Source organism: Paenibacillus sp. MMS20-IR301 (assembly GCF_032302195.1).
Classification (GTDB): Bacteria; Bacillota; Bacilli; order Paenibacillales; family Paenibacillaceae; genus Paenibacillus_AQ.
The window spans coordinates 1258647-1272379 of sequence record NZ_CP135275.1; the positions used below are offsets into that span (position 1 = coordinate 1258647).

Consider the following 13733-nt stretch of genomic DNA (forward strand, 5'->3'; position numbering starts at 1 on the left):
CTAGTTTCGCAGGGATTCGCATGCAATTAACGTCTTATTTGTTAGAGGTGCCCTCAGTAAGAGATGCACGAATCTAAAGGAGATTAACCATGAACAAGATACCGAAGAGAAGAGGAACAATCACTAAAGCAATCGCCATCCTGCTGATCGCAATCATCACGACGATTGTTTGTTGGCATGAGCTTGGAACTCTAATAACGTCAGGGAATTACGATAGTGAGCCGAACATGGTGGAAACCATAATGGCCAAAACAGCAACACCAGGCGTAGCGGTCGTAACCTCCAAGCAGGGCAAGTCAGAATTTAAGACATACGGCTACGCGGATGCGAAACAAGAAAAGCTGGTCACGGAGGAATCACTCTTTGAGCTGGGCTCGACGACCAAGGCGTTTACGGCGCTGGCTGTTATTTTGTTACAAGAAGAGGGGGGCTTGGCGTATTCCGATTATATCTCAGAACATCTTCCCTGGTTTGCTCCAACCTATAAGGGGGAGAAGGCTGAGATTTCAATTAATCAGCTCTTGGCTCATACCAGCGGTATACCGTCTTGGAGCATCAGACTAATTCCGGAAGGGTCTAGTACGGAAATGCTGGCTACAACCATACATAAGTTCTCTGACATTGCGCTGGATACAGATCCGGGGACTGCATATCAATATGCCACGGTGAATTATGATATTCTGGCGATGATTATTGAACAGGTTACAGGCATGCGCTATCAGGATTATGTGACGGAGCATATCCTGCTTCCGCTGGGGATGACGGACAGTTATTTTTCATCAGGACAGGAGGAGCAGCCGGAGCAGCTTGCGCAAGGCTATCGCGTGTTTTTTGGAAAAAGCGTAGCGTACAATGCCCCCAGATATTACGGGAATATGGCTGCGGGGTACCTGGTAACGAATATCAAGGATCTGGAGCACTGGATCAATGCGCAGCTGGGCATAGGCGAAATACCGGAGGATCTGAGGAACGCCATTCAGCAATCCCATGAGGTTGATATCCGGACAGCCGGAGTTGAAGCTAAGAACCAGTTCTATGCTTTCGGATGGAGTCAAGACCTGGACGGGCAGGTGATCAGTCATAGCGGGCGTAACCCGAATTATTCCTCTCAGGTCATTATGGATAAAGGGCGGCAGGAGGCGGTATTCGTACTCACCAATCTGAACTCAACAGCCCCTTCGCTAATTGCTCAGAATATGTATGAACTAATGAACGGGAAGCCTATGCACACCTTTAAATATGATGACAGCAACATCATTATTGACTGGGTAGCATCGTTGTTAGTCCTGTTATCGGTTATCGGAATTACTCTTAAGGTAATTTCACTGGCCGGGGGGATAAACCAGCACATCTTGGATGAACAAGCCAAACGGAGCAACAAGCTCCGGACTCGTGCAACTCTGATTGTTAGATCGCTGCTGTTACTCTTAGTGCTGATCTGGCCTTTTTTGATTAATTATAATTACTCGATGATTAGCGTCTGGCTATCCTGGTCCGTATTGTTGTGGATGGGGCTTGCTGTGATTAGCTGCGTGTTGTCGATGATATTAGTCCGTATCCGCCGCTGATCATTTATATTTAACATAACGCTGCGTTATGTAAGTAGTTTATATAAATGGTTAATTTATGATATGGTAGAAATATATTAATTGGTTTGATAAATACATAGCTGGAGGTATGTACTAATAGTGAAGTCAGGAATGCAATTGAGAAATCGGGTTCAAATAAGTATCCAAATGCTAATTCTTTTTCTTATCGGATACACCATTTCACATTTTCTAATGGAAGGGATTGCTGCAGTTTTTTATTACGAAGGAATGCCAGACGAAGTCCGGATTATTGTTTCGAGATTTAGTGTGCTCGGGTATATTCTGCCTTTTCTTTTCCTGGCTCCGCGGAGTGTTTTTAATTCTGAGTTTTTTCGTATTGGAGATTTCCAATCCAGTATCTTTTTTCCTTTTATCTGGCGGGGAAAAGAAGATCCGGTATGGAGGTTTCTCATTATCTTTGTGTTTGTAGCGCCAGCTGGGTCAAGTTTCTTTATATATTTCTTTATAAGTCATTTAGATGGCAGCTCATTAAGGCTTCTGTTGTATTATGGACTGCTTTTTTCGCTAGTTAATTCAATTCTGGAGGAACTAGTATGGAGAGGGATTATACTTAACCAATTCGTCAAATGGTCTGGAAACGTATATGGATTAATTGTAACCAGCCTGTTCTTTGGTATGGCTCATTATGATTTGGGGTTTTCGCTTGGAATGTGCATCGCCTTTTCAGTTGGAGGTTTCTTTATGGGAGGAACGGCCATACGGTCTAAGGGGCTTGTTGCGTCCATACTGATGCATATTTATATGAATTTAGTTTTTGTATTGACTGGATTGATTTTCAGTTAAAGACTGTTTCTGCAATGAAAAACAAATTTAACTTGGTTGGGAGGATTCAGTTTATGGAAGCGAAGAAGATTGGGGCAAGCGATTATCTTGCATTAGGTTTATACGCTTTTGCAGGATTCGGTCTTGAGGTTGTTTTGTCAATGCTATTGCCTTCTATATTGGGGGTTGAAAGCTCTGAGTATACCCTCATCCATCATTGCATACACTGGGGGCTTACATGCATTTTGTGGGGAAGTATGGCTCTATTACTGATAAGGCTTTCAAGGAAGAAATACGCCTTTGATCTTATGAAGTTAAACGAAGCGCCTGACTCCAAGGGATGGTTACTTGCGGCTCTGATTTCTGTTATAGCAATAGCTGCTACTACCATTGTATGGGGCGGCTTTAAGCCGGTTGAGGAGTACAAGGGGATCGTTAGATTTATTGCCCAGAATATCTATTACTTATTCGAAGCGGCCTTGATTCTGCTGACAATTGCTTTTGGCCAAAAATTCGGTGAAACGCTCTTTAAAAGAGGCGGTCTGCCTTATGGAGGATTCTTTCTTGCTCTCACATGGGGGCTTATACATATTCTACTGCAGGGCGGGCCGACTGGTGCTTATGCGTTCTTCATGTCTCTTCTATATGGCACTATATACATACTTTTGAAAAAGAACATCCGGTATTCTTATGTGATGATTGCGGTTGTGTTTATTTTGTAAGCCTTCCCAGCGCAGGGACATACATAAGAATGTGCAATACAGACAAAGGAAGTGTCGTTAGCTTATGAAAATTGGAGTGATTGCCGATGTTCACGGTAACGCTCCTGCCCTACAAGCAGTCCTTAATGAGTTTGACATGAGGCAGGACATTGAACATATTTATTGTCTGGGAGATATGATAGGGATTGGTCCTGATTCAAATGAAGTCTTGGCAATCTTGTTTGCCAGAAATGATGTCTCTATGATTACCGGAAATCACGATGAAGCAGTGTTGGCCCTTTTAAAAGGGGGAGAGTATCCGGTAAGCCACACTCATGCTAAAGAGCATCACCAATGGATAGCAGATCATCTGGACAAAAGGTTCATCACACCGTTAGAGCAGCTTTCACGGATAATTACTGTAACCATCGAAGGCAAGTCTATATTATTTATCCATTATCACATGGAGCATGCCAAACGGGATGAGCATATAAGCAAGGACCCTTTTAGTGAGATTGTTGAGCCAGGTTTAGATCATTTGATCTCTCTGTTCAAAGGAAACGAAGCTGACTTAATATGTTTTGGGCATCATCATCCCATTCATTTTTTTGAGGGTAAAGATACAATCTTTCTAAATCCAGGTTCTTTAGGATGCAACTCGAAACCTGCTGCCCCCTATTCAGTAGTAGAACTGGCAAAAGACAATATTACAGTTCGTTTAGAAGCAGCCTCCTACGATAACACGAAATTCTTAGAATCATATGAAGTATTGCAGGTTCCGCAACGTGATTTTCTTATGAAAGCTTTTCATGGTAATCAGTGCAGGGGAAGGAGGGAAAAGTCTTGAAAAAACTCGGGATGCAAGGAATCCCCACCAATAATGAGTTCGCCCATTTGCCATGGTTTACGGGGCTGAGATGATGGATGATAATAGGAAAGATGCTTAGGTAACCTTATCGAATATACTAGAGAAAGCAAATGAGTTAGTAGATATAGGGCTTGAACTATTGCACACGATTGTTGGCGTTCGCTCCCACTAAGGAAGCCAAACGTGGGGTTGGAGCAGGTTATAGAGGGCTATTGCCATCTGTCTGGTTCAATACAATCCAGGGAAGGACACCACAGCCTTTATTTGCTCAAAAAAAGTCATTTGGGCGGGCTTACGGACATGAGGGTCCTTATCCGCCGCTTATCATGGGCAAACACCATTTTTTCGGTGAAATAACGGCGCTGATGTCCGCAAGTCCGGCACTCAGGTAGCTTTCTGCAGGCTTAACGTCTCTCATGTCCGTAACGCTAAGCTAGTCATTTGAACAACCGTTGCGTGGCTGGCTGCATTTCTTAATCGAGGGTACATTCAACCATTTACCGGTCGCTAGTGCCCCTATATATCCCACCACCACCGACTCTCTTTTTCTAAAGTTTTTAATTCAACTTATATAGAATATTTAAAGAGAATCGAGGATCTCAAATGAAATTGGGAATGCCCACTTTAGCCGAATACACATCTATAGCTGATAATGTCCAATTATGTAAAGCACTTGGATTGGAATTTATCGAATTAAATATGAACCTTCCGATCTGCACACCAGAGAAATTAAGTCCTTCGGAAATAGGTTACTACAAAGAAAAATACGGAATCGATTTTACAATTCATCTCCCTGAAGAATTAGATTTATCCTCCTATCACCCGTCAATAAGGAAGGGGCATCTAGAACGTTGCAGACAAGCGATGGAGTGGGCAAATCTGTCAGGAATAAAAACGCTGAACATGCACTTAAATAATGGGATTTATTTCACCCTGCCGCAAACAAAGATCTGGATTAATGAACAGTATGAAGCCGATTTTTTAGAATTACTTTATGATTCGTATTCAGAACTTTATCATTTGGCTAAAATGTTTGAGGTTGAATTATGTATTGAGAACACGGGGAATTTTCACATTCCGCATATTCGAAAGGCTCTTGATCAGTTAAGTTCATTCAATAACTTCTATCTTACCTGGGATGTGGGTCATGATGCGAAGGCAGGTTTCGATGAAGAATCCATCTTTACTTATTTCAGTGATCATATCAAACATATGCATCTTCACGATTATAATGGCAAATCGGATCATCAGCCCTTATATACTGGAATTGTTCCAATCGATAACCGGCTGGAATTTGCTCAGCGAAACGATTTGTCTGTTGTTATTGAAATTAAAACCAGTCAGTCTTTAACTGAATCCGTATCGGAGCTTAAGAAAAAAGATTACCTAAGCTAACGAGAATGCTAACTCATAATACTAATAGAACCCATGGGATTTTCCGTGGGGTATTTGTTTTGGTTAAATACTTTTTCGGATGAACAAGGGATGGCATTTCGCCGTTGACAATATTTTGAAAGTGACGTACAGTAAATGGTAAGTGATAAGTAGTAAGTAGTAAGTAAAACGGATATAAATAAAATTCTTCATTCACAGGAAACATGAACCGGATTGTCAAATCATGGGTAGGGGTGGATGGCTATGACGGATTTGAATTTAGCTCAAAGTTTTGCGCTGGTCGCATTAAATGCACAGAGTAGTCTTTACATGACTAATGCAAAGAAAGTGTCTCTGCGTTCTATTGCTGCAGCGGTTGTTTTGGAGGCTTACTTAGAGGGATATTTCACACAAGAGGATAACAAGCTGTTTATCCGCAAAGAAGCTCTGGACCAATCCAGTTCAACGCTCTACAGAGAAACTGTTCTATTACCATTGCTCCATAATCATGCTGAGATGCAAGGTGATCTGGGATGGTGTCTGAAGAAAGCTTCCATGCTGCCTAACAAAAAATTAAAAGAGCTTGAAATCGCGTTAGCGGATGATCTAAAGGCAATGAATTTGCTGGAAGAGATCCCAAGTCTGTTAGGAAGCGATATGTATTTTGATTCAGCGGGTGTTGAAATGAAAGCCTATCGCAGCCACAATGGAGTGTATACAAGCATTACAGAGAACCTTCGGGCAGAAATTCTGGAAGAGGGAACGGTAACGGATGAGATTATTGGCATGCTGTGGCTGCTTCGCGAAAGTGGATGTATGCATGATTTCTTCTCGCGGAATGAACTGGAGCAGATTAATACCAGAATGCACGATCTGTACGTCAGTAACTTATGGGCAAAGTCATTGTTTCGGACCCAGATTCATCATGGATTTGAGTTAGGGGTCAAACAGTTCCTGCAATTGAAGTCGAAGTTGGTGAAGACATCTGCGGGCAGCAGTATCAATTTTTTCTTCCCTTTCCTTGAGCGGTCACAAGCAGTCTTTATAGAGACAGAGGCTTGGTTTGATAATAGTAATAAAAGGCTAAACTTCGTCCTTGCAAGGTTAACCTCCTATGGACATGAAGTTACGGTGATTGAAAAAGGATCAATTGCAACCCTCAAGATTGATAATCTGCTATACGATGTGATTCCGCATTTTGTAATGATGAAAGTACCGATTCAAGGTGTGCGTCTTGTTCCGAAGCGCCCACTGTAAAGGAGTGGGATCTATTGTCCAGGCAACGTTCGATGGAGGCGATTCTGGCCTCAGAGTATGTATCTATTGGTGAATTAGTAAGAATTACAGGTTCTCGTTACAGCACGCTGAAACATTACACCGAGGAAGGCATGCTGCCCTTTGAACAGGCTGAAGAGAATTTAACACGCCGATATAAAAGAGAGGATACCGTCGCACGCATCCTTTGGATAAAAGAGCTGAAAGCGAACGGGTTATCTATTCCGCAGATTAAAGAGGCTATAGGGATAACAGTCGTTAGTCTGAAGGAGGGGGAATAACATGAAACAAGCTCATGTGGTTCGTAAATGAGCTTGTTTTGCTGCGAATATTATTTTTTAACAGGGTAGCGCTTGGGATTATCGGTCTGCCCTAAAATATAATCAATGCTTACGTTATGGAAATTAGCCAGCGTAATCAAAACGGCGCTCGGAACATCCAAATTCCCATTCTCGTAGCGGGAGTAGGTGGCTTGTGTAATATGTAAAAGTTCAGCCATTTGTTGCTGTGTTAGATCTTTGTCTTCGCGCAAGTCGCGGATTTTTGTATACAATGCTCTTCACCCAAGCCAAGTTTACTTTATGCGAAAAATGCATATTGTTATTTATGCGTTTTTCGCATAAAATTTATACATGGTAGAGTATTAGTCTGCGAAAGGAGGCTTGATGGTAATCATTTTGGAGGATTTCTATTACGCAAAATTACGACCGAATGAGTTGATTAAGCCTAATGATCCGGAATTGCAGAAGATTAATCAGAGAATTATTGATGTACTGCACATGCTTAAAACAAAAATGTCCGAAGAAGATTTTGAACAAGTTGAAGAGCTATATGATTTACAGAGTGACTCAAATTCTTTGCACTCAGCATTATCTTTTATCCAAGGCTATAAGATAGGAGCATTAATGATGATTGATGTCTTTAGTGGGGAGAAAGATTCCATCTATGAAGGCATATAATTAGCAGTGAAGGAACCGGAGTGTAAGTTTGCTTCGGTTTTTTTGTTTGGTAATAACTGAAAAAAACCATTAGAGTCGGAATCGATCTTGGGCATATTGCGATATGGTTAACGGATAACAAGATACCTATGCCGTACAACAACGAAATGTGGCCAAATGGAGATTCCCTGAAGAAGAACGAATCAAGGTTATGAGAACACATGAGAAATTGAAGACACAGGAAGAACATGATGCCATCGTAGGAGGTTTAGTGAAGAATAGGCTGATGAATCCCAATAGCTGGAGATGAATATTTCCCCTGTTGGAATTACTCTACTGTGAGAAATGCGGAAGTAGAATGCAGTTCAGAGTCGGTAAAAGCAAGAAACAGGGCCAATTTTGGAGTGCTTTATGCTATCACCATTATAAGGATGGCAGCAAATGTGAGCAGAAGGGGAAGGTGTTGGACGAAGCGTTTTTTGATACTTTATATGAGCGGATCAGCAATGTTGACCCGATTATTTTGCAGGAAATCGAGCAGCAAGGTCGCGGTTATAACGATACGAAGATTATGATTGCCGTGAAGGAGCAGGAGCTGCAAAAGCATAAACGGGCATTAGATAAACTACATGAATCCTATGAAGAGGACATGATTGCAAAGCAGGTCTTCTTGGAGCGGAAAATTGTTAGAACAAGACAGATTCAGAAACTCGAGGAAGAATTGCAGGATTTGCGGAAGGTGGTAGTGGATGAAGGTAATTATCCTACGATGGAGCAGATCGTTGAACGGATTGGGCAGTTTTGAGAGCTGTGTAGTGAAGCGGTGACAAGTGAAGAGAAGAATCGGGCGTTGAGGAAGCTAGTGGAGCGGATTGTTTATAACCGGGAAGGAAATCGGGTGGAGTTGACGGTTTGTTATAGGTAGTAAAAATAAGAATATCAAATCATAGTAAAGGGCCTCTAGAATTTATTCTAGAGCCATTTGCATGGGGTAATTTGGTCTTTTTGGGAGGGGAAAATCAATTCTTGTCGAATATTTTTAACAGTAGTAGTTTCACAACTAATAAATGGTTAATAGTGCAAAGAAATTCTATAAGTTCGAGTTTTCAATTCAGTTAACATTTTATCTAAGTAAAGTTTCACTTAATAAAAAGGGCTCATTTCCTTTTTTAAAAGTGATTATTATTTGATATAGAACTGTATGTAACTTGGAAATGTCTTGGTAATTTATAATGATTAGGATCACTAAATTATAAAAGGGGAAGATGGGGAAATTGAGAACAAATTTAAATGCATATAATTTTCAAAAATTAACACCTATAAAAAATGCTGATTTAAGCATTTACGAGGCTGCTTTAGATTTTGTATTTCAAGAAGAAGATCTAAAGAATATTGCCATAACAGGCCCCTATAGTGCAGGGAAAAGTAGTGCTGTTGAATCATACTTATTTAGTAGACCTGATAAACAATTCTTGAATATTTCGCTTGCGCATTTCGATTCAGTGAAAAATGAAGGTGAGATGAGTGATCCTGAGATAATAGAAACCTTAAAAAACACAACAAATAATGATGCTGCAATTGAAGGGAAAATCCTAAATCAGTTAATTCATCAAATTAATCCTCAGAGTATTCCTCAATCACATTTTAAGGTGAAAAGAAAGGTATCAAAACGAAAGATCTTCCGAATTTCTTCTCTTTTTACTATTTCGATTATATTGATACTATATATTTTGAATTTTAAAACTTGGAAAGATACATTTGATGGTTTATCCAGTAAATGGTTAAAAACTTTCCTTGAATTTTCAACTTACGATAGCTCTTTTTTCTTGGGAGGAGTATGTGCAGTTATCATTTTGTTAGTTACAATTTACAGTATTGTTAAAATTCAATATAACCGAAATATATTTAAGAAAATAACAGTTCAAGGAAACGAAATTGAAATATTTTCAGAAGCAAATGAATCCTATTTTGATAAATACCTTAACGAAGTGCTTTACCTTTTTGAAAATGCTGACGTTGAAGTCATAGTTTTTGAAGATATTGATAGATTTAATAGTAATCATATTTTTGAAAAACTAAGGGAAATCAATCTTCTAATTAACAAGAAGTCTGGAAAAGTTATACGTTTCTTTTATCTTCTTCGTGATGACATTTTCACTTCTAAGGATCGAACTAAGTTTTTTGATTTTATAATACCGATTGTACCTGTTGTTGACGCTTCAAATTCATATGATCAATTTATTAATCATTTTAAGAAAGGAAATATATTTGGGAATTTTGACGAAAGTTTTTTACAGGGACTCTCTCTATATATTGACGATATGCGTATGCTTAAAAATATTTACAATGAGTATGTAATTTATCATGACCGTATACAATCTACAGAATTAAATCCAAATAAATTATTGGCGGTAATTACATATAAAAATATATTTCCTAAAGATTTTAGCGAATTACAGCTTGGAAAGGGATTCATTCATAATTTATTTGAAAATAAAAATACTCTAATAGAAATAGAAATGAATAAATTCAGTCGCGAAATTCAAGAGAAAGAAATTCAAATTCTTAATACTGAAAATGAAATTTGTAATAAAATTGACGAATTAGATGCATTATATTTTAAAACGGAAATGTTGGGTGTTATAGATGTAGGGGGACAATATGAGAATCAATTTAACTCCAGGGCGTCTTTTATAAGACGAATGAAAAGCAATCCTCAGCAAGTATATATTAGTCGACCAAATTATAATGGAAGATATCAGTTAGATTTTGAAACTGAATATGCAAAGCTAGACCTAAATACTGAATATACTGATAGAAAACGAAAAGTTGAGAATAAATCTAGAATTAATGTTATAAGGTCTGAGATCAGTGAATTAAGCAATAAAAAAGTATTATTGGAAAGTAGAAAGCTCAGTGAAATAATTAACAAAGATAATATAAATGAAGTTTTTAAAGTCACTTTTACTAATGAAATAGGTGAGAATGTTTCATATAATGAGGTCAAGTCAAGCCCATATTTTGGACTAATCAAATTCCTAATTAGAAATGCTTATATTGATGAAACTTATTCAGATTATATGACATATTTTTATGAAAATAGTCTTAGTAGGGCGGATAAAATCTTTTTACGCAGTGTGACCGATGAAATTCCTAAGGAGTACTCATATCAGCTTAAAAATCCGTCATTAGTTGTTACTCGACTTAAGTCTGCAAATTATAATCAAGAAGAGATTTTAAACTTCGACCTATTGGAGTACTTGTTACATAACGAGAATGAGAACTTAAATAGATTTATTATTCAACTTAAAACTAAAAATAGGTACGATTTTGTTTTGCAGTTTTGGATTACAGAGCGAGAAAAGGTTTCTTTTATTAAGTCATTGAATCATCTTTGGCCCCATGTATTAAAAGGCGTACTCAATGATAATAATTTTTCTGAGATTCAAAAAGCAAACTTTATTCTTGACGCTCTTTACTACTCGCTGACTAGTGATTTAGAAGAACAAAATGATGAAAATTGTCTAACTGTATATTTATCAGAAAATAAAGATTTTCTGAATATAAATGAACCAGATATATCTACTATTATTGCAAAATTAAAATTATTGAACGTGAAATTCAAACAAATTAACTATGCTAATGCTAACAGGTCACTCTTTTTAGCCGTTTATGAGGATGAACTCTATGAAATAAATATGTATTTAATCGAAGTGATTTTAAAAGAAATATATAATTTACCAACTGTCAATGATAGTTACAAACATAATAGTTACACACTTATAGTATCTAAACCTGAAGAGGCTCTGGTTAAATATGTGAAGAGAAATATTGAACAATATGTCGAATTAATTTTAGAACATTGCGATTCGATAATAACAGATGATGAAAATGTTGCACTTGAAATTATTAATCAAGAAGATATTAAACCTGAACTTATATTTACATATATCGAATATCTCCAAACAACAATAGAGAAGTTAGAAAGTGTTATTAATAAAGATTATTGGCCTAAATTATTGTTGCAAAAGAATTTGCGCTACTCTGAACACAATATATTACAATACTACTTTTACTTAGAGGATGATTTTGGGGAGGTTCTAGTAGATTTCATTAATGGTAATGGAGTAGATTTGAATTTTAATTATAATGAAATAAAAGATGAATTTGGGACGAGTGAAACTGCATCTTTTTTTAGAAAAATAATTATAAGTGAAAGCTTAAGCAATGAAAAATATGAAATATTCATAAGAGATTTCAAAAGGTATTATAATGAGTTTAAATTTGAGGGAATCTCCGATGCTAAGCTTCAAATTTTAATGAAGTATGAAGTTGTAAGGATGAATGATTTTAACCTGAAGTTTGTAAGAGATAATTATTCTGAACAACTGATTTATTTTATTATCCTAAATATTGATATTTATATTAATGAAGTAATAAACGATGATAATTTTGAGATTTCTGAATTACTGAGTTTGCTGGATAAAGACATAAACGATGATCATAAGTTGAATTTAATGGCCTATTCCACTGAACCCATATCCATGACTGGTAAGCAGTATTCTGAAAGACTTGAGTATAATATCTTAGAAAACAATTTTAACATTATTGATCTTCCGTATATAGTGAGTGGATATGATCAAAAAAGTACAAGTCTGCGTAAGAAGATCAAATCTATTAGTATTCAGCATTTTGACCAAATTCTTAGAGAGAATTATAAAGTTCCGTATGATCTTCTAATTGATATTTTTGAATCGAGTGAAGTTGGAAAATCAAGCAAAAAAAGATTACTGGTTTCTCATATTATTCACCTAAATGAAGTACAAACAACTACTTGTTTGCAACTTTTGGATATGACTGATGTTATAAGTTTATTTTCCGGTAGAAGGCCGAAAATTGAGAGAAATAATGAAAATGAAAAAATCCTGGAAATATTTAAAACAAAAGGATGGATTACTAGTTTTAACATAGATAGGCAAGATAATGATTATTTTAGAGCGATAGGACGCAGAGCTTATATATAAGATTTATAGTTTTAACAATTAAAATAATTTTCATTAAGAAGGTGAGATTCGTGAAAATAGAGTGGGCCTATTATGAAAACGGTGATGATACAGAAGAAGTTTACTATGAACATCTTGATAAAGATTTGTATGAATCAAAATATCAAGAACACCTTTACTGTATTAGTGATGAATGTGATGCAATGATTAAATTTACACATCGTAAAAATGGAGTGAAGTTTTTTAGTACTTGGAATGGTCAAGGCGATTTACATGACATCGAATGTCCGTATTTTCTCAAAGATAAAGGAGAAGTTGAACGAAAAAATATACTTCATCAAATTGAATCTGCTCCGGTTACTGATGAACATATAATTAATACTATACTTAATAAAAGTAAAAAATTGAAAGAAAAAGAAAAAAGGAAAAAGCAAAACACAAGAATTATGACAAGAAGAACTTTACAAGGTAAACAAACAAGTCAACCAGAGAAAATTGATAATGGTGAAATAGATCAGTTTGGCAGTTCTAGCATAAGAATCTTTAGTTTGGATTCAAAACACATAACCCCTGATTATGTTGGATATAGGAAATGCGTATTCGGTAAGATAAGGCATGTTTACTTCCACGAAACTGACGGTTATGTTTATCTGAATCTTGATAATGCTCAGTACAGAGTTAGTATATATTTGCCTCAAGCATTTTATGCTGATCCAGAAAAAACCACAAAATCAGCATTGGTTTCCTTTGTTGATATAATTAAACAAGAGCTACATGTTCATAAAGAGCTTGTTATTATATGTGTTGGAATGATTCAATTTAAAAAAGGAAGTCAACAAGATGTAAATATCCATGTTATTAATCCGTCTCATTTACTAATAAATGATATGAAGTACTACGAGATTATTACGAACAGTTCGGTAAGTTCAAATCCTTATAATTATTTGTAGCTAAATGAATCTCTAATTAATATATTATTAATCTAAGGGATTTGATATTGCGTTAGACAAAGGATGTTTGGTCTTTTTATGGGGTCAGTCTTCCAGAACGTGTGTGTAGATATAAATTAGGTTTTTATTACGAAGTTAATATCAGAAGAAGGGAAGTTTATATAGAGTACTTTAATAAAGGGGAACTGAGTTTTACCAAAATATTCAAGCTAAAGTTTCAGAGTAGTCATGAAAGGTAACCCCAAACCTATG

The 13733-nt window shown here is 36.8% G+C and carries 12 protein-coding genes; 11 read left to right on the plus strand and 1 reads right to left on the minus strand.

Annotation, left to right across the window (positions count from 1 at the left end):
* Positions 1 to 89 precede the first annotated feature (89 nt).
* From LOS79_RS05485 to LOS79_RS05515, 7 genes are all read left to right on the plus strand, one after another.
* Complete coding sequence (locus LOS79_RS05485) at positions 90 to 1568, plus strand: serine hydrolase domain-containing protein (RefSeq protein WP_315416892.1); 1479 nt, start codon at positions 90 to 92, stop codon at positions 1566 to 1568.
* A gap of 120 nt (positions 1569 to 1688) precedes the next feature.
* Entirely contained in the window at positions 1689 to 2393 is a 705-nt protein-coding gene (locus LOS79_RS05490; RefSeq protein ID WP_315416893.1) for a CPBP family intramembrane glutamic endopeptidase, read from the plus strand.
* A gap of 53 nt (positions 2394 to 2446) precedes the next feature.
* Positions 2447 to 3094 (plus strand): hypothetical protein, encoded by a 648-nt coding sequence (locus LOS79_RS05495; protein ID WP_315416894.1) that lies wholly within the window; start codon positions 2447 to 2449, stop codon positions 3092 to 3094.
* A gap of 64 nt (positions 3095 to 3158) precedes the next feature.
* The gene (locus LOS79_RS05500; protein ID WP_315416895.1) at positions 3159 to 3920 is read left to right on the plus strand and encodes a metallophosphoesterase family protein; all 762 of its coding nucleotides are present in this window, start codon (positions 3159 to 3161) and stop codon (positions 3918 to 3920) included.
* Between the two features lie 624 nt (positions 3921 to 4544).
* On the plus strand, positions 4545 to 5336 hold the full coding sequence (locus LOS79_RS05505; RefSeq protein WP_315416896.1) for a sugar phosphate isomerase/epimerase family protein: 792 nt from the start codon (positions 4545 to 4547) through the stop codon (positions 5334 to 5336).
* Positions 5337 to 5579: 243 nt separating this feature from the next.
* Complete coding sequence (locus LOS79_RS05510) at positions 5580 to 6572, plus strand: hypothetical protein (protein WP_315416897.1); 993 nt, start codon at positions 5580 to 5582, stop codon at positions 6570 to 6572.
* Positions 6573 to 6604: 32 nt separating this feature from the next.
* Positions 6605 to 6871, plus strand: a complete 267-nt coding sequence (locus LOS79_RS05515; protein ID WP_315416898.1) for a helix-turn-helix domain-containing protein — start codon at positions 6605 to 6607, stop codon at positions 6869 to 6871.
* 50 nt (positions 6872 to 6921) lie between these two features.
* Here LOS79_RS05515 and LOS79_RS05520 read toward each other — a convergent pair whose 3' ends face one another.
* The gene (locus tag LOS79_RS05520) at positions 6922 to 7143 is read right to left on the minus strand and encodes a helix-turn-helix domain-containing protein (protein ID WP_315416899.1); all 222 of its coding nucleotides are present in this window, start codon (positions 7141 to 7143) and stop codon (positions 6922 to 6924) included.
* 112 nt (positions 7144 to 7255) lie between these two features.
* Here LOS79_RS05520 and LOS79_RS05525 point away from each other — a divergent pair, with 112 nt between their 5' ends.
* The 4 genes from LOS79_RS05525 to LOS79_RS05540 all read left to right on the plus strand — a co-directional run bounded on the left by LOS79_RS05525 (position 7256) and on the right by LOS79_RS05540 (position 13481).
* Complete coding sequence (locus LOS79_RS05525; RefSeq protein WP_315416900.1) at positions 7256 to 7549, plus strand: DUF6809 family protein; 294 nt, start codon at positions 7256 to 7258, stop codon at positions 7547 to 7549.
* Positions 7550 to 7850: 301 nt separating this feature from the next.
* Positions 7851 to 8333, plus strand: a complete 483-nt coding sequence (locus LOS79_RS05530; protein ID WP_315416901.1) for a recombinase zinc ribbon domain-containing protein — start codon at positions 7851 to 7853, stop codon at positions 8331 to 8333.
* A 460-nt stretch (positions 8334 to 8793) separates the two neighbouring features.
* Entirely contained in the window at positions 8794 to 12552 is a 3759-nt protein-coding gene (locus LOS79_RS05535) for a YobI family P-loop NTPase (RefSeq protein WP_315416902.1), read from the plus strand.
* A 50-nt stretch (positions 12553 to 12602) separates the two neighbouring features.
* Positions 12603 to 13481 (plus strand): hypothetical protein, encoded by an 879-nt coding sequence (locus tag LOS79_RS05540; RefSeq protein ID WP_315416903.1) that lies wholly within the window; start codon positions 12603 to 12605, stop codon positions 13479 to 13481.
* Positions 13482 to 13733 lie beyond the last annotated feature (252 nt).